We start from the raw sequence: 26443 nt of genomic DNA on the forward strand, positions 1-26443 counted from the left end.
GGTCAGTTTGAAAGCGGGATCAGTTTCGGTGCGGCGGTCAGTCCGCTGCTGTCCGGCGTGTCGCCGAGATAGGGCGTGTTCCGGTAATAGCGGTTTGCAGCGGTGTTGGCGACGTGAAGCTCCAGCGTGTGCAAACCCGTGCTCAGGTGTCCGAGCGTGAAGCGGTAGGGCCGCCAGGCCCGCCTACCCAATGGGGCGCCATCGAGAAATGCGGTGACGGCGGTCTCGACCTGCGGCAATTCAACGATCCACGTGGCTTCGGTCTCGGCCGTCAGCGTCGTGCGATAGATACCGGTTCCGGAAAAATCGGCAAAACCCTGATTTTCCCAGCCGGTTTCGACGGAGATGGGCGCAAAATCGGTCCCTGTGCCCGGCGCGAAGCGCCATCCGTCGACAAGCGGGATGGCGCGCTCTGGATCGAGGGTGGGCAGCGGTTTGAGGGTGCTTTTGCTGGCTGTGTCATGACTTGCCTCGCGGATCCGCAGGCAGCGCACAGCGTGCGGCTCAAGCGCGATCGCCAGATGATCGAAGGGCCCGGCAGGCTCGATCGTGCCCTCTTCGGGCGACCATTCCTCGCAGTCGAAGCCCTCGGCATGGGATATCGACATATCGATGCCATCCGGTCCATCATTGAACAGGACGATCCGCCACCAGCCGTCCTCTTCGTATCCGACCCATTGCCATGGCCTGCGGGCCGATCCGATGTCGAACCTCGGACCGGACGATCGGAGTGACGAAAGCAAGGTGGCGATGTGGTCGCAGTCGGGCAGCGTATCGCAATGGTGCGACAGCGCGGTCGCGGCGATCGGCGTATCGTCGTCGCAGGCAAGCGACAGGCGCTCGCCCGACGACCAGACCGTGCCGCCGGCGGCCTTGAATGCTTCGAGTTTACGGAGGGTGCCGACTGTTTCAAGAACCGTAACCGACGGCAGCACCACGGCGTCGAAGACAAGTCCTGACGCAAAAAGCCGGCCATCCCGGATTTCCGCCGCGATCAGATCGGCCTCGCTGACGATCATGAAGTCGCAACCTTGTGCCAGAAGCCGTTCGCACCATGCGCCGAGATGTGTCGCATGGCTATGGCGAGGCCCTTCGGCAAAGGCGGTGTGGAGCGGATAGAGGATCGCAACCGGCGTGCGGGGCTTCGCCGGCTCGATGAACGCGGAAATCCGTGCGGTCTCGTCGGAAAAAAGATCGTGGTAGGCCCACCACGGTTCGAAATTGATGCCGGGCGCGAAATCGAATCGCGGGTTGACGAAGGGCGTAGGATCGTCGTCGCGACCGTCTGTCTGGTAGACGCCGTGCCAGATGAATTGCCGCATGCCGAGGCAATGCAGCCGGATCGCCTGCGCACGCGCGGTTTCCAGCGTCAGTTCCCATTGCCCGGCGGCGCGCACCGTTGTTCTCTCGGCGCTGGCATAGGTTTCGACCATGCACCGGCTGCGTCCGTTCGAGCGCGCGACGGAATCGCCGAGCTTCGGCGCAAGCTGCGCCGCGAAATTGTTGGAATCGACGGCCGTTTCGTGCCGGTATGCGTCGATACCGAAGAAATCCACCGCCGGCGCGACGCGGGGGTCGATGCTGGTGAAGCCGCCGTTCAGGGAAAAGGACGAGACATGCGGCAGGATTTCATGGCCGGTGAGCGCAATGCCCTTCGTTTCGGACCAGCGACGCAGGGTGCCGAAGAATGCCTCGTTTATCAGCGCCGAATAGGCGGCATGGAATTTCGCCCGTATGCGCAGCGTCTCGCGCCCGGTGTCCCGAACCAATGCCAGCAGCGCCTCGGCAAACGGCACATCGATCCGCTCCGCCACCGCCTGGCGAAGCAATGGCGCGAAAAGCAGGCTGTTGCCGAGTGTGCCCGATATCTGGTTCCAGCGGTAAAATCCCGCTGCCGGCTGGTCGTAGAAAACGAAGCCGACAGGATCGGGCAGGAAACCGTCGAGCATGTCGACGAGCGGATCGAGCCCGACCTGGATGAACCGTTCGGCGGCTTCGGGTAGCGGGTAGTTGATGAGGCGCGAAGTCGCGGAGCGGGCGCTGATGAAGACGGTAAGCTCCTGATCCGCGCTGACATCTCCATCGAATGCGTAGGTGCAGGACACGGCGTCGTTGCCGGTGATGCAAACCTGCGCCGTTACGTCCGTGATCTCGCTGGGAGTGCCGATATCCGACGCCGGATGCAGAACAGCGGCCTCTACCGTCCAGTCACACCATTCCACAATCCCGCCTTCGTATTGCCAGCCGACGATATCCGGGCCCATCGTCTGGACAAAGGGCGGGCAGATGCCGCTGATCGCACCATCGGAAGACCAGAACAGGTGACGCTCGCGCAGGTCATCGCGGCCCGCGACCGTGCGGCCGCCCGCATGGCCGCTGGTCCAGTTGTAATCGTCGTAGATGCCGAGTTTCATACCCAGTTCGGCCGCGATTTCAGCCGAGACGCGATAGGCTTCGAGGTAGGGCGGGGAGAGATAATCGCCAAGCGGCATGGCCAGCCGCGCCTGGATGAGGATCGTTCCGATGCCCTTCGCCTTGAAATCGGCAAGCTGGGCGCGGCAGGCGTCTGGTGTCGGAACGGAGTGCCAGAACCAGTAGGCGGAGGGGCGAAAGGCAGCCGTCGGCGCGCGGAAAAGAGCGCGGTCCCTGTTCTGCCTGTCCATGACCGCCTGTTCCAAACCCTCGTTCCTCTCAATGCGCTGACGAAACGACGCGTTGCATCGCGCTCGACGTGTCGGTCCATGCGGCCTTGTCCGGCGCGAAACGGGCGCGCAGGTAGGCAGCGAGATCCTTGATCTGCGTTTCGTTCAGCGTCTCGCGAAATGCCGGCATCGACATGACTTCGGGTGCTTCCCGTCCGGTGGTTTCGGCCAGGATCGCCGGCGCCTCGACACCGTTGAGGATGACCTGCAGGATGTTGTCCGGCGTCTCGGCATGCAGGTTGCTGTTCAGCGCCAGCGACGACAGGACCGTATTGCCCTGATGACAGGTGGCGCAGGCGCCGTTGAAGATGCGCTCGCCCTTCGGAGAGACGCGCGCGGCTTCAGCCTTTGCCGTTTCGCTGGCGGCAATCGCGGCCTCCTTCTGCGCTGCGATCGCTTCCGGCGCGTTGCCGTCGTTCAGGCTGGCGAGATAGGTCGCCATCGCGCGGATGTCCGTATCGGGAAGCGGTTGCATGACTTCGACAACATGCGCCATCGGGCCGGCGGCGCTGCCATGGTCGCGCGAATGGCCGGTGCGCAGGTAGTCGTAGAAGGCGTCCGCCGTCCAACCGACCGGTCCTTTGGCAAGGCTGTTGAGCGCAGGTGCCTCCCAGCCGTCGGCGAAGCCGCCGGAAAGCCGGGCCTGTCCGGATTTCTCCGCGCCAAGGGCGTTGCGTTCAGTATGGCAGGCCGAACAGTGGCCGAGCGTTTCGACCAGATACGCGCCACGGTTCCATTCGGCCGTGCGGGTCTCGGTATAGCGGAACGGTTCGTTCTTCAGGAACAGCGCGTTCCAGCCGGCCATCATCGAGCGGATGTTGTAGGGGAACTTGAGAGCCGTTTCAGGCGCCTGTTCTGCTACCGGTGTCTGCGTCATCATATAGGCGTAAAGTGCCTGAAGATCGGCATCCTCTGCACCTGCGAAGGAGGTGTAGGGATGGGCAGGGTAGAGGTGATGGCCGTCACGGCTCACGCCCTCGCGCATGGCACGCTCGAAAGCCGGATAGGACCATGCGCCGATGCCGTTTTCCATATCCGGCGTGATGTTGGTGGCGTATACAGCGCCAAACGGCGTGTCGAAGCGCCGGCCGCCAGCAAATGGTGTTCCGTCCGGACCCACGTGACAGACATTGCAGGCACCCGCCGCCGCCGCAAGGCGTCCGCGTTCGATGGTGGCGGCGCTGTAGACGTTGGTGTCCGGACGCGGAATGGTCGCGATAGCCGAGCGCCACGGCGAAGACATCGTCACGATACCGGAAACGGCGGCAACAGCACCGGCGGCGGACAGGCCGAATTTCCACCATCCGCGTTTTTTCGCCGGTGCCGCCGGCGACGGTTCGTTCTTGTTGCCGTTGAGCGCGGCCAGAACCAGTTCCGGCGTCAGGGGAAGTTCGCGAAAGCGGATGCCGGTTGCGTCATAGACAGCGTTGGCAATGGCGGAGGCGCTCGGCACCGACGCGGATTCGCCGACACCGAGAGGTGGCTCGTCCTGCCGCGGCACCATCAGCACGTCGATATCGGGAACTTCGGGGAAGGTGATCAGCGAGTAACCGCCCCATTCCTTCGAAGTAACGGCCGTCGAGGAGAACTCCACCTTTTCCTTCAACACCCGGCTCGTGGACTGGATGATGTTGCCGTGGATCTGGTGGCGCACGCCGTCGGGGTTGATCATCATCCCGGAATCCTGGGCGCAGGTCACTTTCGTGACCGCGATCTCGCCCGTCTTGGTGTTGACGGCGACATCGGCGACCCATGCGGCCCAGGCGGCGGCCTTGCCCGGGAAGGGGCCATGGATATAGACGGCATAGGCGAAACCGCGCCCGTAGAGCAGATCTCCTTCGCCGCCGAGCGTGCCCCACTTGGTATGGGGAACCCATTTCGCCCGTTCCGCCAGCGCCTTGACCAGATCGACAGCGCGTGGATCTGCAAGATAACGCAGACGGTATTCGATGGGATCGACGCCGGCGGCGGCTGCCAGCTCGTCGACGTAGCATTCGTGCGCAAACGTATTCGGCATGGCGGACACGCCGCGGAACCACGAGGCCCGCGCGATCGGCGGCATGTCGTGCACCGTGACGCGCAGGTTGCCGTAGGCATAGGGCGGGATCGCGGTGCGGTCGCCCATCTGTACGACATCGGAGACAGGCGGCACCTTGCCGGTCAGGATGAGCGGCAGGGTCGGCGCGAGATTGGAGGGATAGCGCGTTTCGAAATCGTAGGCCGACGGCCCGCCTTCCAGATCGAGGCCGCCGCGCACATCCATGATCTGGGCCGCCCCTTTCGGCTCCCAGGCATGTTCCTGTTCACGGCTCAGCTGCACCCGGACCGGGGCCTTGACGGCACGCGACAAAAGCGCGGCATCGGCGGTGACGTCGTCGGCACAGTTGCGGCCGTAGCATCCGGCCGCCTCCAGCCGCTCCACCAGGATCATGTCTTCCGGCATGTCCAGCAGCAGTGCGAGATCGCGGCGCATCGGAAAGGGGTTCTGCGTGCCGGACCAGACCGTCAGCCCGTCGTCGCGATAGTCCGCCACCGCGCAGGAGGGGCCGATCGAAGCGTGCATCTGATAGGGCCAGACATAGGTCCGGTCCATCGGCTGGGCGCTGCCGGCAAGGGCCAGATCGACATTGCCGCGATCCGCGAGCTTGCGCGCCGTTGCCGGATTGGCACGGAGCGCTGCCTCCGGTGCGTTGAGATCCGGACGCTGCGGCGGGTCGCGCCAGACGACCTTGAGGCTTTTCGCGGCTTCGATTGCGATCTCTTCGCGCGTCGCGACGACACCGACGAAATCGCCGATCGCAATGACACCGACCAGTCCGTCGATATCGGCAACGGAACTCTCGTCGATGGAGATCAGGCTGTTGCCGACGTGGTCGCCGTGATCGAACCCGGCATAGGGCGGCCGCACGACGCGGCCGTGCAGCATGCCGGGCACCCGGACATCGTGCACATACGTCCATTGCCCCGTCGCCTTGGCCGGGATATCGACCCGCGGACGCGAGGACCCCACCAGCGTATAGGCGGATGCCGGTTTCAGGGCGGCATCGACATTGATCGACAGGCGCACATGCTCGCCGGCGACGAGTTCGGCGAAGGTCAGGGTCCAGTTCTCGCCTGTGGAAGCCCGAACGATCCCGTCCTCCACAAGAAGCTGATCCAGCGCGACACCTGTCCTTGCCGAGGCTTTCGCGAGAAGATGATGGCGCGCTGTCGCTGCGGCTAGCCGCAGGGGAACGGCGGTGATCTGAATGGTTTCGCTGGCAATGGTCGCGCCCTGGTTGGGTGCGGCGGATGTTGCGCCGAGCACCATCTCGACCTGTTCGAACGGAATGCAAAGTTCCTCTGCAACGATCTGCGCGAGGGACGTGCGGATGCCTGTCCCGAGATCGACGTGACCGTTGAAGGCGGTGACACGTCCGTTCGGTCCGATGGCGATGTAGAGTTCGGCATCCTGACCGCGCGTGATGTCCGATACGATGAGCAGCGTGTCGGCGGCGGCCATGTAGGATGATTTGGGCGTTTCGCGGTGGACAGTCATGGCGAAACCTCCGTCTTGTCGACCGGCGCCGGGGCGGCATCCCGGTCCGTCCGGGCATAGCTCACAGCCCGCCGTGCGGCGGCCAGAATTTCCATATGTGTGCCGCAACGGCAGAGATGATGGCGCAGTGCTTCGCGAATGTCGTTCTCGCTGGGATCGGAATTGCGCGCAAGCAGGCCAACGATGGCGATGATCATGCCGTTGAGGCAATAGCCGCATTGTGCCGCCGCTTCTTCGATGAACGCGCGCTGCACGGGATGGGGAACGCCGTCTACCGCCAAGCCCTCGAGGGTCGTCACCCGCCGGGTGCCGACGGCGCCGAGCGGGACCGTGCAGGAGCGCACCGGCCGATTATCGACAAGTACGGCGCAGGCACCGCATTCACCGAGGCCGCAACCGTATTTCGGGCCATTGAGGGCGAGGTCGTTTCTCAGGATGTAGAGGAGTGGCGTTTCAGGCTTTGCGTCAACGCGACGGACGGCGTCATTCACGGTCAGTGAAACGGAAACGGGCGTCAAGGCCGGCGCTCCGGCCATGCGGCAGAGATAAACCCCACGCTTTCTTCAATCGGACGAATCGCCACGACATGGACATCCCGCAGATGCCTGCATCCCATAACGATGCGACTGTCACCGACATCACGCATCAACTGCCCCTTATTTTTATATTAAAAGTGTATACGCTTCATATCGGAAGCTGACAAGCCGAAATTATCCGTTGCAAACCGGCGGAAACGCGGTAGGATTTGAACAGGAAATCATTGGCCAGCGAAAAATTCGCGTAGGGCACTTGCCATTTAAAGCGTATACACTACAAATTACGCCACGCTTCCAAATATGAGAACAACACGTCGAAAGACGGATAGAGGGGTCACCATGTCCAGTGGAAATGAAAAAATTGCGATTATTGGCGCGGGCCTTGGTGGCGCCGTCGCAGGTGCGTTGCTCCAGCATGCCGGTTTCGATGTGAATGTCTACGAACAGGCGCCGAGTTTCTCTCGCCTCGGTGCTGGCATCCATATGGGGCCGAACGTGCTGAAGATTTTCGAGCGCATCGGCGTCGATCAGAAGGTCATCGATATCAGCAGCACGCCGACGCATTGGTTCAGCCGTGACGGTATTACCGGCGACTATCGTTCGCGCATTCCGCTCGAAGGTTATGGCGCGACCTATTGCACCGTGCATCGCGGCGATCTGCAGGCAATCCAGTGTGATGCACTTCAGCCCGGCACACTGCATTTCGGCAAGAAGCTCGCGCGCATCGAGGACAATGGTTCCGATGTGTTTCTGGAATTCGAGGACGGAACGTCCGTTCGTGCTGACATCGTTATTGGTGCCGATGGCATCAATTCGCGTGTCCGCGAAACGCTGCTGGGCGAGGAAAAGCCCAATTATAGCGGCTGGGTCGGCCATCGTGCGCTGATCTCCGCCGACAAGCTGAAGAAATACGATCTCACCTTCGAAGATTGCGTCAAGTGGTGGGGTCCGGACCGGCATATGATGGTCTACTACACGACGGCGCGCCGCGACGAATATTATTATGTCACCGGTGTGCCGCATCCGGCATGGGAATTCGATTCTGCTTTCGTCGATAGCAGCCGCGAGGAGATGGCGGCAGCGTTCGAGGGTTATCATCCGATCATCCAAGCGCTGATCGAGAGCACCGACACGGTCACCAAGTGGCCACTCTTCAATCGCAATCCGCTGCCGCTGTGGAGCAAGGGGCGTCTGGTTCTGCTCGGCGACGCCTGCCATCCGATGAAGCCGCATATGGCGCAAGGGGCGGCGATGGCCATCGAGGATGCCGCCATGTTGACCCGTTGCCTGTCGGAAACCGGCGTCAACGATTTCGGCACGGCATTCCAGCTGTATGAAGCCAACCGGCGCGACCGGGCAACGCGGGTCCAGACCGTGTCCAACGCCAATACCTTCCTGCTCGATCAGGAGGATCCGTCCTGGGTTTACGGCTACGACATCTATGCCGAGCCGCTGAAGAGCGAGAATGCGGCATGAACGGGCAGGCGCTCTACGGCGCGAATGTTTCCGCCAACGGCATTCGCCAGCATTATCTTCGCTACGGTGGAAAAGGCCCATCCGTCATCCTGATCCCCGGCATCACCAGCCCGGCGATCACCTGGGGTTTCGTTGCGGAGCGGCTGGCCGAGCGTTACGACGTCTACGTCCTCGATGTGCGTGGCCGCGGCCTTTCCTCGACCGGCCCCGATCTCGACTACGGTCTCGATGCGATGGCGGCTGACGTCGTTGCCTTTGCGTCGGCGCTGGGACTTTCGAAGCCGGCGCTGCTCGGTCATTCGATGGGCGCGCGTATCGCAATCCGCGCGGCAGTTTCCGCCCCCACAGCGTTTTCGCGGCTTGCCCTGATCGATCCGCCGGTGTCCGGTCCCGGTCGCCGGCCTTATCCCAGCAAGCTGCCCTGGTATGTTGACAGCATTCGCCTGGCGACAAGCGGCATCGATGCCGAAGGCATGAAGGCGTTCTGCCCGACCTGGACCGACGACCAATTGAAGCTGCGCGCCGAATGGCTGCACACATGCTATGAGCCCGCCATCGTCACAGCCTTCGAGGACTTCCACAAGGACGACATCTTTCCGGATCTGCCGAAGCTGATGCAGCCCGCCATGCTGATGGTTGCTGGCCGGGGCGGCGTGATCGAGAAGGTGGACGAGGAGGAAGCGCTGTCGCTTCAGCCTGCGCTGGAAATCGTCCATGTGCCGAACGCTGGTCACATGATCCCCTGGGATGATTTCGACGGCTTCTTTGAGGCTCTCGGAGATTTCCTCTCCCGCTGATCGGCAGCGGCGGATCAAACGGTTCGCCGCTGTTTCTTTTTGCTCTCTTTGGTAAGGCAGAGGATTTTATCCCGTGAAGACTTTATATCGTATCGGCCAGATCGTACCCAGTTCCAACACGACCATGGAGACGGAAATCCCGGCCATGCTGACGGCGCGGCAATCCATCCGCCCGGAGCGCTTCACCTTCCACTCCAGCCGCATGCGCATGAAGAAGGTCGTGAAGGAAGAACTGGCGGCGATGGATGCGGAATCCGATCGCTGCGCGGTCGAGCTTTCCGACGCCCGTGTCGATGTTCTGGGCTATGCTTGCCTCGTCGCGATCATGGCCATGGGGCTCGGCTATCATCGCCAGTCGGAAAAGCGGCTGACGGGCCGCACGATCGAGGAAGGCACGAACATCCCCGTCGTGACCAGCGCCGGTGCCCTGATCGAGGGACTAAAGGTGATGAAGGCGAAGAAGATCGCCGTCGTCGCGCCCTACATGAAGCCGCTCACGGAGCTGGTAGTCGATTATATCCGTGAAGAGGGCTTCGAGGTCATGGACTGGCGGGCGCTGGAAATTCCCGACAATCTGGATGTCGCCCGTCACGATCCCGAAAACCTGCCGGCAATCGTCCAGACGCTCGACCTGACCGATGTCGATGTGATCGTGCTGTCCGCCTGCGTGCAGATGCCGTCGCTGCCGGTCATCGCCAAGGTGGAGGCCATGACGGGCAAGCCGGTTCTGACCGCCGCCGTCGCCACGACCTATTGCATGCTGAAATCGCTCGGTCTGGAAGCTGTCGTGCCGGGTGCCGGCGCGCTTCTGTCCGGCGCGTATTGAGGAGAGACCATGCAGAGCGCTGAATCGAATTATCAGGGTGTCTGGGGTAATCGCATCGGTTTCGGCAAGAGCCCAGCGCTGCTCGTCATCGACTTCCTGAAAGCCTACACGATCGAGGGCGCTCCCCTCTATGCGCCCGGCGTGGTCGATGCCGTGGCGCAGGCTCCCGAACTGATCCAGGCAGCGCGGGATGCCGGCATTCCGGTGATCCATACACGCATTCTCTATCTGGCGGAAAACTGCGCCGATGGCGGCATGTGGGTCAAGAAATCACCGGTAATGAAGGCGATGGTCGAGGGCAATGTGCTTGCTGAATTCTGCGACGAAGTTGAGCCTGCAAAGGGCGAACTGGTCATCGTGAAGCAATATGCCAGCGCCTTCTTCGGTACCAGCCTCGCCTCGCAACTGCATGCCCAGGGCATCGACACGGTGATCATGGCCGGCTGCTCGACCAGCGGCTGCATCCGGGCTAGCGCGGTGGATGCGGTTCAATACGGTTTCAGGCCCATCGTCGTGCGCGACTGCGTCGGCGACCGGCACCCCGATCCGCACAATGCAAACCTCTTCGACATCGACAGCAAATACGGCGATGTCGTTTCGAAAGAGGAGGCGATTGCAGAAATCGCCAAGGCCAAATCCGGCTGTCCGTAACGTCCGAAGCGCTTCAGCTTTCAATCAAAAAAGGGAACGAACATGGATCAATTCAGCTTCACGGAAATCTGCCTGCATCAGTTGAAGATGTCTGGCGTTCACGAGGGCGAAAAACTCATCGTCCTCACCCAGGGCAACGAGCGCCTCGACTATGCCGATGCCTTCATGGCGGCGGGCATGCGTCTCGGCGCCAAGATGTATCATATGCGTTTGCCGCCGGTGCCGCCGGCAGGGGCCTGGGCGGTCGGCCAGACCGGCCTTGCAGCCATGCCGGAAGCGGTGGAAGCCCTCAAGGCCGCCGACATGCTGATCGATTGCATCTTCCTGCTTTTCAGCCCGGAGCAGATGGCAATCCAGGCGTCCGGCACGCGTATTCTCACAGCCGTCGAACCACCGGAAATCCTCGCCCGCATGCTACCGACGAAGGAGTTGCGCGAACGCGTCGAATTTGCCGGCGACCTGCTCTCCAAGGCGAAGGTGATGCGGATCACCTCCGAGCACGGCACGGATGTCACCTACAAGCTCAACACCTATCCGGCCATTACCGAATATGCGTGCACGGACGAACCGGGCCGCTGGGATCATTGGCCGTCCGGCTTCGTGTTCACCGGTGGTGACGACGACGGCGTGGACGGTACGATCGTGGTCGCACCCGGCGATATCCTGCTGCCACAGAATATCTACGTGCGCGACCCGATCATCTACACGATCGAAAATGGCTGGATCACCGACATCCGCGGTGGTCTCGATGCCGAGCTGGTGAAATCCTACATGGCCGGTTTCAACGATCCGCGCGGCATGGGCATGAGCCATGTTGGCTGGGGTCTGAACCAGAACGCCAAGTGGCATCGCATGGTGCCGGGTGAATTCCCGGGCGGCATGGGCATGGAAGCCCGGTCGTTCTATGGCAACGTCATGTTCTCGACCGGTCCGAACAACGAGTTGGGTGGCCCGAACGACACGGCGTGCCATCTGGATATCCCGATGCGCAATTGCTCGCTTTTCCTTGATGACGAACCGATGGTTCTCAACGGCGATATCGCCGTGAAGGAAATGCAGTTCAAGTTCAGCTGATCCATCGGCGCTGGCCCGATCGTCACAAACAGGAAGCTTCACATGCTTCGACCGCCTTCAACGGCGGTCGAAGCCTTGGCACACCCGTGCGCTGATTTTCGAGAGAACCAAAGGTGGCAAAGATCACTGCTCTTGCAAAACGGCGACGGCATCTTTCAAAAAAGAGGGAAACAATGCAGTCACCCATCACAGTAGAAGACGGCATCAGGAAGGCCGGCGTCGGCCGCTTCCAGAAGCGTCTATTCGTCATTTTCGGTCTCGTCTGGGCGGCCGATGCCATGCAGGTTCTGGCAATCGGCTTCAGCGCACCATCAATTGCCAAAAGTTTCGGCGTCACGGTCCCGCAGGCCTTGCAGACGGGCACGTTATTCTTCTTCGGAATGCTGATCGGCGCCTTCGTCTTCGGCCGTCTTGCGGACCGGATCGGCCGCCGGCCTGTCCTGTTCATCGCCATCATTCTCGACGCGATCTGCGGCGTGGCATCCGCCTTTGCGCCGGATCTTCAATGGCTTCTTGTCGCGCGGTTCCTGACCGGCCTCGGCGTCGGCGGAACGCTTCCGGTTGATTATGCCATGATGGCGGAATTCCTTCCCTCCGACCGGCGCGGCCGCTGGCTCGTTCTGCTCGAAGGCTTCTGGGCCGTCGGCACGGTGGCGCTCGCCCTTCTGGCGCTCGTGGCCGGAACGCAGGGCGGCGAAGCCTGGCGGACGATCTTCTTCGTGACCGGACTTCCCGCCCTGATCGGCGTTATCTTGCGCTTCTACGTTCCTGAATCGCCGCTCTACCTCAATCAACAGGGACGCTCCGATCAGGCGCGACAGGTCTTGCAAAAGGTTGCCAAGGCCAACGGCAATGCTGTCGAAATTCCGCCGCTGAAGCCGCAGACACCGCAGAAGAAGAGCCTCGGTGCGCTTTTCTCCAATGACCTTCGTCGCCGTACCGTGTTCCTGATGCTGGCCTGGATGCTGATCTCGGTCTCCTATTACGGCGTCTTCGTCTATCTGCCGGTCAAGCTCGCGGCCGACGGCTTCGGGTTCGTCCGCGGTCAGGTCTTCCTCGTCATTCTGGCGATCGCCCAACTGCCCGGTTACGCGCTTGCCGCCTATGGTGTCGAAAAATGGGGGCGTAAGCCGACACTGATCGGCTTCCTCCTGCTCAGCGCGGTCGGCACACTTGCCTACGGCCTGGGGCAGACGGTGGAGATCATCGTGGCGGCAACCCTGCTGCTCAGCTTTGCTCTTCTCGGAACCTGGGGGGCGATCTATGCCTTCACGCCGGAAATCTACCCGACCACGCTTCGCGCCAGCGGCATGGGCATGGCTGGTTCGGTTGCCCGGTTCGGTGGCCTGCTCGCCCCCTCGATCGTGGCGCCTCTGATGACCTCGAATTTTGGCCTCGCGCTCGGAGTGATTTCCGGATTGCTGGTTGTCGCCGCTGTCAGCGTCTGGTTGATCAATGCGGAATCGAAAGATCGGGTACTCGAATAGGCCCTTGATCTGTCGCCGCGCAGTTTGACCCTGCGCGGCGAGTTCCGGAATTGCAGTGAGATCGTGTTGCGATTTGCTGCGTTTTGCACGAAGACAGATGAAATATCGAAACGAGCGCCACTATCATGGCTGATGACAGAGACGGGCAAGAACAGGGAATGGCGGGGCTTTACCAGGTTACCGAGCAGGTCGGGCACCTGCTGCGCAAGGCCTATCAGCGACATCTTTCCATCTTCCAGAGCAATGCAAGTGATCCCGATCTGACATCGGTGCAGTTCGTCACCCTGTGTGCCCTGCACGATCTCGGCCCAAGCTCGCAGGTCGAGCTGGTCAAGGCCACCTCTGTCGATCAAGCCACCATCCGGGGTATCGTCGAGCGGTTGAAGGCCCGTGGTCTCGTTGACCTCTCCAGAGACGAGGTCGATGGGCGCAAGGTAATCATCTCCCTGTTGCCGAAGGGCGAAACCGTCCTTCAACAGATGTATCCGCAAGGACACATCATTAGCGAACAGACCATGAAGCGGTTGAACCCTGCGGAAAGGGTGGCGCTCCTGTTCCTCCTGCGGAAAATCGCTGAGGACGACTGAAGAGCGTCGAGTTTTCCCGACGCCCTCTTTCCTGAATTTGCGTAGACGCTGTACGTCATGCCGTTGAGTGGGGCAGCGTAGTTACCTGTCGCCGACGGGCCGTGCGTCGGTCTACCCGGTAGCCTTTTTCATCCGGCGCAACGATGAACGGGGCGGTGAGGCACGAGGGTTTCGACGAAAAGGGTATCCCGGCGATCGATGCGCTGCCGGTCCGCGATGACCTGCGTCATGATTGGCTCTGTTCTGACGACCCACGATATTGGTGGATTCCGGTCAGGAGCAAGCTCTCGCCATCTCTGCGGCTTTCAGGACGGTCTGTGTCCTGCTGGCCGCCAAGTCCGAGACGCGTCACGCCTTCGACGATCCGATTCTAACCCAGTGTCAACGCGGCGCTGCGTCCCCTCGCGACCCAGGCTGCGCCTTCCCGCTGGTGCAAAAACCCGTTGGAGAAAGGTATGTCGGGATAGATCCTGAACAGGTCGGAGAGCGCCGCGCTCCCATCGACGCGCTGATCAAGCACAGCCCGGTAGATTTCGGCAACACGCACCATGTCACAGTCCTGCGGTGAGAGCCGAACACGGGCAAGGCCCGCATCGACGAGTGGCGCGAGGTCATCGAGCAGCACAGCGCAGCTATTGGACATGGTCTGCACGCCGTTGAGCACGAGAAAGGATTGCCGGTCGAGCGTGCGTAGCGGTAGGCCATCCGGATGCTCGCCGCAAACAAACTGACAATTATCCTTGGTCAGCCCCTTCGAGCGGGCATGGGCGCAGCGCGCAGAAATGGCGAGCGGCATGCGGCCGAAGGCGAAAAGTTCGAAGGAAAAGTCGGGCATGGCATAAAGCATCTGCCGGATGGAGCCGGCCGGCAGCTCCGGCGGCAGACAGATATTCTGCGCGCCGCGCGCGGCGAGGGCGCGTGCCGTTGCGGCATTGTAGACGTTCACCAGCGGGCCGATGGAATGCCGCTGCCCTTTGAGCAGCCCGAGCGCTGAGAGATCATTCGCCTCCACTTTGTGATCGCTGTCGCGGATGAGATCGCGAACATGCCGGCATTCACGCTCGAGCGTCACCATGGCAAGTGTCGACAGTGTCACCTGCTTGCCACCAGCCTCCAGACGTTCGATGACTTCGGCGGCATGCGGTTCGCTAAAATGCTGGCGCTTGGAACACACGGTTTCACCGAGCGTGACATGCTCGACATCAGCCTCGTCGGCGATGCGGAAGTAGAAGTCCCGCCATTTCGGTCCGTCCCAGAGATAATAGATCGGCCCAAGGCTCAGCGCCGCTCGCTTCTTTTTCATCAGGTCGTCTCCTATCGCCAGCGCTTGTCATAGGCGCCGGATGTGGTGCGTTGCCCCTCGCTCAACGTCCGCAGGCGGGAGACGAGAGGCGCGCGCTCGGCCGAGGTGGCGCCGAGCGCTTTCTTCAACACGGAAACCACTTCGGCGACATAGGCCCTGCCGCGCTGGCGGCCTTCGATCTTCAATGCCGAGACCCCGGCCGCCCGCAGGGCGTCGATCTCGTCGATGACGTCGAGCGAGACTGGATCCTCGAAGGTGTAGCCTTCCGCTCCCGCGACATCGAAGCGCCCCTTGCAGAGTGTCGGGTAGCCGGAGGCCTCGCCGGAACCGAACCGGTTGATCGTATAGGCGCCGAGTTCGGAGACCAGCGATCCGCCTTCCTCCCGGTAGCGCACATGGCTGGCCGGCGAGCAGACGCCATTCATGTTCGGCGATTTGCCGGTGGCGTAGGAGGAGAGCGAGCAGCGCCCCTCCGCCATCACGCAAAGGCCGCCGAAGACGAAGATTTCCACCTCGCAATCGATCTGCGAGGTCAGGCGGGCAATGTCTTGGACCGTCAGCACGCGTGGCAGGACGACGCGTTTGGCATTGAAGGTCTCTACGAGGAAACGGATGGCATCCGGATTTGAGGCCGATGCCTGGACGGAGACATGCAGGCGTTGCTGCGGATATCGCTCGGCGACATAGGCCATCAATCCGAAATCGGCGAGGATAAGCGCATCCGCTCCCAGCGCTACGGCATCGTCAGCGGCGGAATACCACAGTGCCTCGTCGCCCGCCCGCATGAAAGTGTTCAGCGCGACAAATGTCTGTACGTTCTTGCGGCGGGCAAGTGCTATCGATTGGCGTAGTTCCTCGCGGCTGAAATTCAGGCCGGGGAAATTGCGGGCATTGGTTTCATCACGAAAGCCGCAATAGACGGCGTCGGCTCCTGCTTCCAGCGCTTCGCGAAAGGCCGCAGGCGTGCCAGCGGGGCAGATCAGTTCCATGCGGTTTCTCTTCCTTCGAGCACTCGCGTCCGGATATAGCGTGCGAAGCCGGTCACCACCGGCGAAAATGGGCCGCCAAAGGAGCCGATTACACGCGGCAAGTCGATGGCGCTGTCATCAAGCGTATTTCGCAGTGCAAGCATCGCCTCCATGTCACCGCTGACCGAGAGATCGCGCGAAAAGAACAGCGCGTCGGCATCGCACCGCCCTTCGAGCAGGCCGAGAAGCAATGCGATCGGACCCTCGATGTGCGCATCTGCCGGAGGCGGCGTACCACGGGAAACGGAGAGAGCCTGCGTCGCCGGGACGACACGGAAATGCAGCTGTAGGTCCGAGGGTGAGAAGCAGTAGCGGCTTTCCCGGTAGTCGCCGAGCCGCGCGAAGAGATCGGGGTGAGCTTTCAGGACGCAGGAGAAGATCATGCGTGCGACACGCTCCACAAGCCAGAGCGGCGCAATATCGACGGGTTTTGCAAGAAGCGGAGGAAGGTGGGGCATGCGGCGGGCCTTGGAAAGATACGTAGCGCCAGATTAGGGAGTATCGAACATCCGATGTTTGCGTCAGCACAAAGACCGCACCGTTTTTCTCCCGCAAGGGTACGGCATGAAAGCCGATCTCCCCATTCCGCGCCGTTATGACAGCCTTCAGGATTTCGTTGCCCTACTCGAACGCCGGGGACGGCTGAAACGTGTTCGCGAGCCAGTCTCGCTTGTCCACGAAATCACCGAAATTCACCGCCGAGTCCTTGCGCGGGATGGGCCGGCGCTGCTCTTCGAGCAGCCAATCGATGCCAGCGGCAACATTCAGTCGGTTCCGCTGCTTGCCAATCTCTTTGGTACCCGCGAGAGGATCGAATGGGGTTTCGGGCTGGAGGCCGGCGGCCTGCCGCGCCTTGCCGCCTTTCTGTCCGATCTGCGCGATCCGAAGCCGCCACGCTCGATGCTGGATGCTTGGCAGAAGTTGCCGCACCTGAAAGCTGCGTTTTCGATGAACCCGCGCGCCGTCTCCCGCTTGCCCTGCCAGCACACGATCTGGCGGGGCGATGCGATCGATCTCGACCGGCTGCCGATCCAGACCTGTTGGCCGGGCGAACCAGCCCCGCTCGTCAGTTGGCCCCTGGTAATCACCCGTGCGCCGGACGATCCCTCGGACATCAATGTCGGCATCTACCGCATGCAGAAGTTGGACAAGAGCCGGTTGATCCTGCGCTGGTTGGCGCATCGCGGTGGCGCGCGCCATCATCGGCTCTGGCAGGCACGGGGTGCGGACATGCCGGTCGCAGTCGTGATAGGTGCGGATCCGGCGACGATTCTCTCTGCGGTCATGCCATTGCCGGATGGGATGAGCGAACTTGCTTTTGCGGGCATCCTTCGTGGCCGGCGCCAGCAGACAGCGCCTGGCATCACCGTGCCGCTCCCCATTCCCGCCGGTGCGGAAATCGTGCTCGAAGGCGCAGTCTCCGCGCAAGATACGGCCGAGGAAGGCCCCTATGGCGATCATACCGGCTACTACAATTCCGTCGAAGCCTTTCCGGTGATGACGATTTCTGCGATCACCATGCGCAAGAATCCTCTCTATCTCTCGACCTATACAGGCCGGCCGCCAGACGAGCCCTCGCGGCTCGGGGAGGCAATGAACGAACTCTTCGTGCCTTTGGTAAAAGGGCAGTTTCCCGAAATCCGCGATCTCTGGCTGCCGCCCGAAGCCTGCTCCTATCGTGCCATGGTCGTCTCCATCGACAAGCGCTATCCCGGTCAGGCGCGCCGTGTGATGATGGGACTCTGGTCCATGCTGGCGCAGTTCAGCTACACCAAGCTGATTATCGCGGTGGACGGCGATATCGATGTCAGGAGCTGGCCGGACGTCGTCTGGGCGCTTTCTACCCGTTTTGACGCGGGTCGCGACCTGATGGTCGTGGACAATACGCCGATCGACTATCTCGATTTTGCTTCGCCGAAAGCGGGTCTCGGCGGCAAACTCGGCCTGGACGCCACTACGAAGGTTGGCACGGAAACCGACCGTGAATGGGGCCGGCCCCTTGGAATGACGGCCGAGGTGGTTGCGCGGGTCGATGGCCTTTGGCACTCGCTCGGTCTCGAAGAGGGGATGGCATGACGGTGGAGCGGATCATCGTCGGCATATCCGGGGCATCGGGCGCGGCGTTGGGGGTGCGCATTCTCGAACGGTTAGCCACCTTTCCGGATCTCGAAATCCATCTCGTCGTCTCCGAGGCGGCGCATCGCACGCTTGCTCTGGAATGTGACCCCGACGCGCTTGGAAGCCTCGCCTCGCTTGTCCACCGGCATCATTCGATCGACGATGTCGGCGCTTCCATTGCCAGCGGTTCGTTTCACGCCCACGGCATGATCGTTGCTCCATGCTCCATGCAAACCTTGTCGGCCATCGCCACTGGCCGCGCCGATTCATTGCTCACGCGCGCTGCCGACGTGCAACTCAAGGAGCGCCGCCGTCTCATTCTGCTCGCGCGGGAAACACCCCTGCATCTCGGCCACCTCCGCGCCATGGTCGCGGCAACGGAAATGGGTGCGATTATCATGCCGCCGGTGCCGGCCTTCTACCGTCGCCCAAGCTCCGTCGCCGACATCGTGGATCATCTCGCATGCCGCGCGATCGATCTCCTGGCTTTAGAGCGGCCAACTTTGGCGCAGCAGTGGGAGGGCATGAATTCCGGCTGACCTTGCCGAAGGTCCGACAATCCGTAGCCGACCACCATATCATGATATCAGGTGTATGATCGAGACGAGCGAGGCCCCGCGTGGCGCTTCAGTTCCTTTTGCGATCGACCACAGCGACTGCAATTTTCCTCGAAGTGATTTGCATCGTCTCCGGCATGTTCGATAAAGCCATTTAAAGTTGTGTAGTATCGTGCTAATAATGCACGTACTTCTGTATTTGCCGTAACAATAATGCGCCCGAAATGAATGCTTCATTCAACAGCATACGCTGACCGGTAACCAAACAGCACTCCTTATTCATCATCGCCTTCATGCCGTTCTTTGCATCGAGAATGCGAACTGCTGCCGGATACGGTCAGAAGCGACCTCCCGTCCGAGCAGCGCCAGCTCGTATGGGGGATGTCTTGGCAGAGCAAATTCAAGTCTGGGAGAATGATCCGGCCTCAAGCGGACTTGTCAGTGTTGACAAGCCCGCGATCGACCAACCGCCGTTTCAGTTTTCTTTTCCACCGCCACGACCGAACCCCGATTCCGATACCAGCACGCTCAACTTTCGGTATTGGAACGCCGCCGCGGCGCTCACGCGGGGCGTTCAATTCTGGGGGCCGGCGGTCGCGCCGGAAACTGATTGGTTTGGCGGCCCCATTCTTGATGTCAGGCTGAATGTTGGTGTCAGATGGAACGCAGGCTATGACAGGCGGGCACTCAACTTCTTTCGCGGCCAGCTTGCGCAGGGAACCTTCATCTATGCCGCCGAAAGCCCCGACCTTCTCAGCCATGAGCTCGGGCATGCGATGCTCGATGTCGCTCAAAGGCAGCTTTGGCACTCCGCCAACGAAGAGATCGCGGCATTCCACGAGTCCTTCGGCGATGTCAGTGCGATATTGTGCGCGCTTCAACTCGAAAGCATGCGAAGCTCGATACTGGCAAGCACCAGCGGAAATATCTACGCCGCCTCGCGCCTTTCGCGAATTGCCGAGCAATTCGGGACAGCACTCCATTCGCTGTTTCCGGCCGACGCGGACTGTGACTGCCTGCGCAATGCGCATAATTCTTTCTGCTACGCCCCACCCGCAAGCTTGAACCCAAGTGGGCCGTCCTCGACGCTGACGGCCAAGCCGCACTCCTTCTCGCGGGTGTACACCGGCGCCATCTTGGAAATCTTGGCGGGCATGCTGGCCGTTCATCCCGTAGCGACGCCAGATCAGTTGCGGGACATCACGATCGAACTCCGCGACATCATGATCGAAGCCGTCACGCAGGCTCCGCTCGTTCCGCAATATTATGCTTCGGTCGCTGCCAAGATGATGCTGGCAGCAGCGTCGAAAAATCCTGCCTATCAGGCCGTTTTCAGAAGCGTCTTTGTCAGACGGCTGATCCTTTCGCTGGAATCGGCGACCGCCATTCTGACATCCGTAACGCCTAAGGACGACACCGGCTTTGCAGGGCAGGATATCGAACACAGCTACACGCCGAAAGTCGGCCCTATCCCATCCGCGCATTATGGCCTCGACCAGCCGCTTTACGTCGAATTGCCAGCCGATCCGGCGGAGACGATCGCCAGGAGCGCGGCACGCAACGGGCGATCGATCGAACCCTTGAGCGTCGAGGATGCGGCCAGAACGTTCGTGGACAGGCTGTTCATCAATGGGCTCGTCGATTACGGCGAGTCAGAGGGCAAGGGTCGCAGAAACCGTGAACCCGGCGACACATTCTCGCCTGTCCAATCGACCCATCGTATCGAACGCATCGATGATCGGCTGATGTTGAGGAGAACCGAAATCCACTGATAACCAGTCGGTGGCTCTCCAGTGTCATTTTCAAAAAGGGAGATCCGTCATGTCGCTTACATTCAAGCAACTCATTGCGCGTCGTGCCAAACTCAACGTTGCTATCATAGGCTTGGGCCTTGGCCTCGCATGGGGGGCGGCGGCGCAACCGTTGACGACGCCGTGCGAGAACCAACCCGATGCCCCCTGGCTGTTATCCACCAATGATCCCGAACCGGCCGACGAGGCGGCTGCCAAGAAACTGATCCATCTCTATAACTGGGCTCTGGATGATCAGAAAGTCAGCCGGCTTACCGGTCTTTTTACCGACAAAGTCTTCTACGAATTGTGCAATGCCGCCGGGGAGCAACTCTCGCAGACAACCGGCGATGAGCTTTTGAAGGCGTATATCGACGAATATTTCAACGGCTTGGTGGACAAGGGGACCCAGACCAGGCATCTCGAGAGCAACACGCTGCTGCATTCCGTCGATGCCAACACCATTCAGGGCAAGACGACCGTCCTCGTGACGCTTCAACATTCCGACATAGAGACGCCAGTGCTCGATTATACCGGCGTGCTGCGGACGGAATTCAAGAAAGCGGGCAATATCTGGAAATTCTCGCGTATCACGCTGATCATCGATAGTCCCAGGCTTGAATTGCGCGCGCGGTAAGTGTCGAGAGAACGGCTGTGAGGCATCTTCGCCGGCTCTTCGTCGTCATGTCAACGCTTGTCGTCGTCGCGGACGTACCGATTTCACGCGGTGAGACGGCTACCGGTCCCAGCGACACCGGCAGTGTGCATGCGGTAGATTTTCGCGCTTCCGAGCCGAAAGAACCCGTCTTTGCCGAGATCACTTCGCGGTGGAATGGCGCTTTCCTGTGGGCGCCAGCGTCGGCCAGCCGCGATACGATTACGCGGTTTGGGGATGAGGCGCGGGCCGTCTTCGGGCCTATCCCCGACGGGGACTGTTCAAGTGACAAGGCCAGAATCCTTCCGCTCCAGGTCGATGGCAATCTCGTCGACCTGAAACCAAATCCGCACAAGGAGGGGCATCCTCTGGAGTTCGAGCACCGCGATGCCACAGGCAATATCGTCAAGTGGACAACCGGGATAACACAATGCGACAAGCCCTCGCTGGCTGGCAGCGCGGCATATTGCGGGCTGAACTCGCGGCTGCACCGTGTCGAGCAGGGCAATGTGGACTGGCTTTTCCTCTGCCGAAAATCGAGCCGGAACGGCGAAGTCGAGCCGACGCCATACTGGCAGCGATCAAACCCGAAGTTTGCCTTGTACGGCGTCATCGGATTCAACAGGCTGACCGGGGAAACCGCTTTCTTCGACGGCAGAAAGGATCGTCGCGAGTTCGACTGGACGCAAAAGCTTGTGCCGCCGGGAGGACGGTCATATGACGACGACAAGGGCCGTGCCGCGGCGGAGGCCCTTTATGATCCGACCTTTCAGGTGGAATGCTCCGCATGCCATGACAACAAGAGCGCTTATGTCATCACGCCAAGCATCCAGCAGGCGCGCGTAGGCTTTCTCGACAGATCCGATCCCAACGCAATTGCCTTCAGTCTCGGCAATCTGCTACCCAAAACGCCGCGAAGCCGATCGACGCCCTTTCGAGTGATCGGATCCGGTTACACCGGCACCTATCGCATCAGCCTTGAACGTGCGTCGACCGTGAGCGACCCGACCGGCAACTGCACGCAGTGCCATACACTCACCACGCAAGTCACTGGCCAACGGTTTGCAGCCGATGCAGTGGCAAAGGCTCCGACGATCATCCGTCCCACCAGGTCGCAGTTCCTCCGGCTCAAGGCGGAACAGCGCAAGTTGCGGGAGATAAACGCCCACAGGACAATATGGGCCACCAGGACGGGTGCCGGGAAAATTCATCCCTGGATGGTCCCGGTTGAGGGGAACAGCCTTTCGACTGCTGTCCCGGAAATCAATACCAGCGACTGGAGTGCTCTAAGCAATTGCCTTTGGGGTGCCGGCGGGGCCGAATGCAACTACAAGCCCTTGTACACACCGTGTCCGATCCCCGGCGCATCGGAACAGGGTGACATTTCGGAACCGGTCGATTTTTCCATCAAGGTGCTGCCAGTCCCGTTGGCCAACTTGCAAACCGACCGTGTGCTCCGTCTCGGCTGGAAATACCTGAATAGCTACGGCGGCGTCCCGCAAAGAGACGATGTACGTTTCAACGTCGTGGTGAAATCCGTAGAAATCCCGAACACGGGGGCAGCGCCGTTCGACCGGGATTATCCGGGCAGGGACGAGGCGGACGACAGAAATTTCGCCGTCATTGCCGGCGAAGTTGGAACGTCCGGTGAAGCCATGTTCATTCGAAACGTGTCCTTCCTCGGCCATTCCAGATTTACCGAACCAAAACCCTCAACGGAATTGCGAGCCTTTCAGGTGGATTTGCCTGCCAGATGCAACCGCCGCTATCTGGTTCGCGTGATGCCGAAGAGGTTCTGCTTCGACCAAACCGTGCTGGTCTATGGACGGAAGGACTATGTACAGCATGCCGACATTTCCTGTCCTGAGTTGAAATCTCCATAAGCAACCCCGTCCCTCTCGCACCTTCTATGGAGCCGCAGACATGCTCGCGGTCATTGTTCCCCCCAAAACTCTTGAGATGTCCGGCAGGCGATAGCCAGCCCATCCTGAGCGGCGAAATCACCGGTTGGGAAACCTTTCCCCTGACAATTTTCTGGATATTTCCTGTCGCTGATGTAGCCTGCATGAACTTGGAACATGGATTGAGGTAGCCGGCCTTCGTTGCCCCGTGAAGGAGCAGCTATGAGCGATGTTGATAAGTGGCTGATGGAGATCGGGCTTGCGCACCTTGCGCAGACATTTGCTCGTGCCCAGATCGATTTCGACAGCTTGCCACTTCTCACTGACGAAGACCTGCGGGAGATGCAGATTCCGCTCGGTCCAAGACGCAAGCTGCTTGCCGCGGCTGCGGCAATGACTTCGACGCAAATCACCAACCCATCGAGGAAACAACCCGAACGCCGTCAGCTGACGATCCTGTTTTGTGATATGGTGGGGTCCACGGAATATGCGGCGCGGCTGGATCCTGAAGACTACAGCGACCTCACGCAGAATTATCTCAACCGCTGCAGCGGGCTTGCCAGATCCCATCGCGGGTTCGTCGCAAACTATATTGGCGACTCGCTGCAGGTGCTTTTCGGCTACCCGGTCGCCGAGGAAGACGACGCAGACCGCGCGCTGGCGCTGGCGTTCGACCTTATCGCCGCCATTCCCCAGATGGAGGCGCCTGATGGCACCCGGCCGAATGTCCGTATCGGGATATCCAGCGGGCTGGTCGTTGTCGGGGAAGTCAAAGGAGCACCGGAAGGGGTATCCACCGTGGCCTTCGGTCATATCCCCAGTCTGGCGCAGCGGCTGGAAACATTCGCCGATCCGCAGACTGTCCTCGTTGATCAAGCCACATATGCGGCGGCTCACCGATCATTTGAATTCCGGGACCTTGGTGCGGCCACCCTTAAGGGTTTCTCCGAACCGGTCCACATATGGCGCGCCGCCGGGGCTCTGCCGCACGGCAACAGGTTTGGCAAGGCCGGCCTTACGCCCCTTGTCGGTCGAGAAACCGAAATCCAGAGGGTCCTAGTGCTGGGGGAGTTGGTCGTGCGTGACCATTGCGCGCGCTGGCTCCTTCTCTGCGGTGAGCCGGGGATCGGCAAGTCTAGGCTGCTATTCGAAGCAGCGCAGCAACTCCCCATGACACGGATTATGGTAGCGCAGTGCTCGTCGACGCACTCGAACAGTGCCCTATTTCCTTTCCTGCAGCTTTTGAGACAGGAGTGCGGCATATCGGAAGCCTTGCCCGCACCTCTCGCAACAACGAGGCTTGAAACACTCTTGGCGAATTGCGGCGTTCCCGTGCCGGACTGCCTGCCAATTCTCGCGCGGCTACTGGCCCTGGATCAGGAAGATTATCCACCTTCCGAACTCACCTCGACGGAACAACAGGCGGCCGTACACAGGGTTTTCATCGGGTGGCTCCGTCACATCGCACGCCAAGGTCCCCTGCTTCTGGAAATAGAAGATGCGCAGTGGATCGATCCATCCTCCAGCAATCTCCTCGGTGTACTTCACGAGGAGATCCAGGATAGTGCTGTTCTCGTCCTGATAACGTCACGCCAGGCCTCAATGGACTTGGGAACGCGGCCATTGAGCATCGATACGATGAAGATCGGACGCCTGACGCGCGAGCAGGCGGTCGCGCTCGCTGAAAATATTGCGTCAGGAGTGAGGCTTGGCTCCGAGGTCGCCCGGTCACTGCTTGGAAAGGCGGAAGGTGTGCCGCTCTATGTGGAGGAACTAACACGGTCTGCGGTCGAACTCATAGACCTTGATGGGGCCTCCCCAAGTGCGCAAAATCGTCCGATAGAGGTTCCCAACAACCTGCAATCTGCATTGCTGGCCCGGCTCGACCGGCTGGGCGAAGCCAAAACGATCGCCCAGGTCGCGGCCGTGATTGGTCGGGAGTTCGACGTAAAGATCCTTGCCCGGGTTGCTGATGTCTCCGTCGCAGCACTCAAACCGCAATTACAGCGGTTGACGGAAGTCGGGCTCATTGCACCGCAACCATTTGCCGATTGGCCAAGATATGCGTTTACGCACGTGCTCCTGCAGGAGGCCGCCTGCGGGGCACTCCTGAGGGAAAACCGGCGGCAGCTCCACGCTCGGGTGGCCGACACGATAGAAGAAACCGATCCGAACACGGCAACAGAACATCCCGAGGTTCTGGCGCAGCATTTGTACGAGGCACGGCAATTCGAACGAGCCGCAGACCACTGGTTGGCGGCAGGCATAAAAGTGGGGCAGACCTGGGCGAAGGTCGAAGCGGCCAACATGTTTGCCAAAGGGCTGGAGTGTCTGGTCAAGCTACCGCCGTCGCATAGCCGGGATCGCAAGGAACTAAGGTTGCAACTCGAACGCGGCGACGTGCTTTATGCGACCTACGGCTACGTCACACGTGAAGGAAGCGACGCCTACCGGAGCGTGATGCAACTCAGCGAAGCACTTGGCGATGCAGCAGCCGCAATTCGCGCGCTGGATGGCCTGTTTGGTACGGCATTCAACTCTGCCCGCTTTGATGATGCGGAATGGGCAAGTTATCAACTTCTCGAAATCGGCAAAGAGTTCGGCAATGTCCGGGCTTCGGTCCTTGGAACGCAGTTCCTCGGCATGTGTGCTTTCTCACAGGGCCGGTTCAAGCAGGCCAGGTCGTATCTGGATGAAGCGCTGGCGCACCGATTAAATGCGGAAGCTGTGGGAAGTGATTTTCCGAGCATGTCGTTGATCTACCTGTCCTGGACCCTGCAGCTTATCGGGGAAGCAGAAAACGCCCTGGAGCTTTATCTTGAAGCCCAGGCAGAGGCGCGGCAGCAGACGGACTATCGCCTCGCCGCGTGTCTTGGCAACGGATGTATCCTTATGGCCCTGCGCCACGACGCGAAAATGCTGGAAGCGATGATCAACGAATTGATCCCCTTGGCAAGGAAGAACGGATTTCAGCTGTGGCTGAACATGGCGCTTTTCTTCCAGGGCTGGATGATGGTCACGAACCATCAGGATGCGTCCGGTCTCCTGCGTATGCAGCACATCTGCGACAACATGGGCGAACAGGAGATCGACAAGACATGCTACCTCGGAATACTCGCGGAAAGCTATCTCATCATGGACCGAATTCCGGAAGCATCGCATACCGTGGATCAAGCACTCGCGCTCGCGGACAGGACAAGGGAGCGCTATTTTGCTGCTGAACTCCTGCGATTGAAGGGGGAGATGGAAGCCTCTGTCGGCATCGCGACAGCGAGAGCAGTCCTGCGGAAATCGACAGCGATCGCGCGGAAACAGGGGGCAAGGACCTGGGAACGCCGGGCAATGCAAACGCTTGCGGCCTTGGACAAAACCGAGGCAGGCACATCACAGGCAATCAGCTGAAGCTCGAGCGCGCGG

The 26443-nt window shown here is 60.8% G+C and carries 19 protein-coding genes; 13 read left to right on the forward strand and 6 right to left on the reverse strand.

The window, feature by feature from the left end; all coding sequences use genetic code 11:
• Window positions 1–2 precede the first annotated feature (2 nt).
• The 3 genes from ASG68_RS25880 to ASG68_RS25890 are packed head-to-tail and all read right to left on the reverse strand — an operon-like array spanning window position 3 to window position 6776.
• The gene (locus ASG68_RS25880; protein ID WP_062584310.1) at window positions 3–2678 is read right to left on the reverse strand and encodes a hypothetical protein; all 2676 of its coding nucleotides are present in this window, start codon (window positions 2676–2678) and stop codon (window positions 3–5) included.
• Window positions 2679–2691: 13 nt separating this feature from the next.
• Window positions 2692–6240 (reverse strand): molybdopterin cofactor-binding domain-containing protein, encoded by a 3549-nt coding sequence (locus tag ASG68_RS25885; RefSeq protein ID WP_062584312.1) that lies wholly within the window; start codon window positions 6238–6240, stop codon window positions 2692–2694.
• Window positions 6237–6776: a (2Fe-2S)-binding protein gene (locus ASG68_RS25890; protein ID WP_082478598.1), complete on the reverse strand. Its 540-nt coding sequence runs from the start codon at window positions 6774–6776 to the stop codon at window positions 6237–6239. Before ASG68_RS25890 ends, ASG68_RS25885 begins: the two co-directional genes overlap by 4 nt.
• Before the next feature lie 339 nt (window positions 6777–7115).
• Between ASG68_RS25890 and ASG68_RS25895 the strand changes: the two genes are divergently transcribed.
• From ASG68_RS25895 to ASG68_RS25925, 7 genes are all read left to right on the forward strand, one after another.
• Entirely contained in the window at window positions 7116–8252 is a 1137-nt protein-coding gene (locus ASG68_RS25895; RefSeq protein WP_062584315.1) for an FAD-dependent monooxygenase, read from the forward strand.
• The gene (locus ASG68_RS25900) at window positions 8249–9049 is read left to right on the forward strand and encodes an alpha/beta fold hydrolase (protein WP_062584317.1); all 801 of its coding nucleotides are present in this window, start codon (window positions 8249–8251) and stop codon (window positions 9047–9049) included. The genes ASG68_RS25895 and ASG68_RS25900 overlap by 4 nt, the downstream gene beginning before the upstream one ends.
• Before the next feature lie 73 nt (window positions 9050–9122).
• On the forward strand, window positions 9123–9875 hold the full coding sequence (locus ASG68_RS25905) for an Asp/Glu racemase (protein WP_062584319.1): 753 nt from the start codon (window positions 9123–9125) through the stop codon (window positions 9873–9875).
• A gap of 9 nt (window positions 9876–9884) precedes the next feature.
• Complete coding sequence (locus tag ASG68_RS25910) at window positions 9885–10526, forward strand: N-carbamoylsarcosine amidohydrolase (protein WP_062584321.1); 642 nt, start codon at window positions 9885–9887, stop codon at window positions 10524–10526.
• 42 nt (window positions 10527–10568) lie between these two features.
• Complete coding sequence (locus tag ASG68_RS25915; RefSeq protein WP_062584323.1) at window positions 10569–11600, forward strand: hypothetical protein; 1032 nt, start codon at window positions 10569–10571, stop codon at window positions 11598–11600.
• 173 nt (window positions 11601–11773) lie between these two features.
• Window positions 11774–13087, forward strand: coding sequence for an MFS transporter (locus tag ASG68_RS25920; protein ID WP_062584325.1), 1314 nt, complete (start codon window positions 11774–11776; stop codon window positions 13085–13087).
• 125 nt (window positions 13088–13212) lie between these two features.
• On the forward strand, window positions 13213–13674 hold the full coding sequence (locus ASG68_RS25925; RefSeq protein ID WP_062584327.1) for a MarR family winged helix-turn-helix transcriptional regulator: 462 nt from the start codon (window positions 13213–13215) through the stop codon (window positions 13672–13674).
• A gap of 370 nt (window positions 13675–14044) precedes the next feature.
• Here ASG68_RS25925 and ubiV read toward each other — a convergent pair whose 3' ends face one another.
• Genes ubiV through ubiT form a run of 3 tightly spaced genes read right to left on the reverse strand, consistent with a single transcriptional unit; the run spans window position 14045 to window position 16463 of the window.
• Entirely contained in the window at window positions 14045–14977 is a 933-nt protein-coding gene (gene ubiV, locus ASG68_RS25930) for a ubiquinone anaerobic biosynthesis protein UbiV (RefSeq protein WP_062584329.1), read from the reverse strand.
• Between the two features lie 11 nt (window positions 14978–14988).
• Window positions 14989–15966 carry a ubiquinone anaerobic biosynthesis protein UbiU gene (gene ubiU, locus ASG68_RS25935; protein ID WP_062584331.1) on the reverse strand — a complete coding sequence of 326 codons (978 nt, stop codon included), beginning with the start codon at window positions 15964–15966 and terminating at the stop codon, window positions 14989–14991.
• On the reverse strand, window positions 15957–16463 hold the full coding sequence (gene ubiT / locus ASG68_RS25940; protein ID WP_062584333.1) for a ubiquinone anaerobic biosynthesis accessory factor UbiT: 507 nt from the start codon (window positions 16461–16463) through the stop codon (window positions 15957–15959). Before ubiT ends, ubiU begins: the two co-directional genes overlap by 10 nt.
• A 106-nt stretch (window positions 16464–16569) precedes the next feature.
• Here ubiT and ASG68_RS25945 point away from each other — a divergent pair, with 106 nt between their 5' ends.
• From ASG68_RS25945 to ASG68_RS25970, 6 genes are all read left to right on the forward strand, one after another.
• Entirely contained in the window at window positions 16570–18081 is a 1512-nt protein-coding gene (locus ASG68_RS25945; RefSeq protein ID WP_062584335.1) for a UbiD family decarboxylase, read from the forward strand.
• Window positions 18078–18662: a UbiX family flavin prenyltransferase gene (locus tag ASG68_RS25950; protein WP_062584337.1), complete on the forward strand. Its 585-nt coding sequence runs from the start codon at window positions 18078–18080 to the stop codon at window positions 18660–18662. The genes ASG68_RS25945 and ASG68_RS25950 overlap by 4 nt, the downstream gene beginning before the upstream one ends.
• A gap of 311 nt (window positions 18663–18973) precedes the next feature.
• The gene (locus tag ASG68_RS25955) at window positions 18974–20452 is read left to right on the forward strand and encodes a hypothetical protein (RefSeq protein ID WP_156384918.1); all 1479 of its coding nucleotides are present in this window, start codon (window positions 18974–18976) and stop codon (window positions 20450–20452) included.
• Window positions 20453–20501: 49 nt separating this feature from the next.
• Window positions 20502–21107 carry a nuclear transport factor 2 family protein gene (locus ASG68_RS25960; protein ID WP_062584341.1) on the forward strand — a complete coding sequence of 202 codons (606 nt, stop codon included), beginning with the start codon at window positions 20502–20504 and terminating at the stop codon, window positions 21105–21107.
• A 47-nt stretch (window positions 21108–21154) separates the two neighbouring features.
• Window positions 21155–23008, forward strand: coding sequence for a hypothetical protein (locus ASG68_RS25965; RefSeq protein WP_156384919.1), 1854 nt, complete (start codon window positions 21155–21157; stop codon window positions 23006–23008).
• Between the two features lie 240 nt (window positions 23009–23248).
• Window positions 23249–26428 carry an ATP-binding protein gene (locus tag ASG68_RS25970; protein WP_062604000.1) on the forward strand — a complete coding sequence of 1060 codons (3180 nt, stop codon included), beginning with the start codon at window positions 23249–23251 and terminating at the stop codon, window positions 26426–26428.
• The last annotated feature ends 15 nt before the right edge of the window (window positions 26429–26443 follow it).

Origin of the sequence: Rhizobium sp. Leaf453 (genome assembly GCF_001425605.1) — a bacterium.
GTDB lineage: Bacteria > Pseudomonadota > Alphaproteobacteria > Rhizobiales > Rhizobiaceae > Pararhizobium.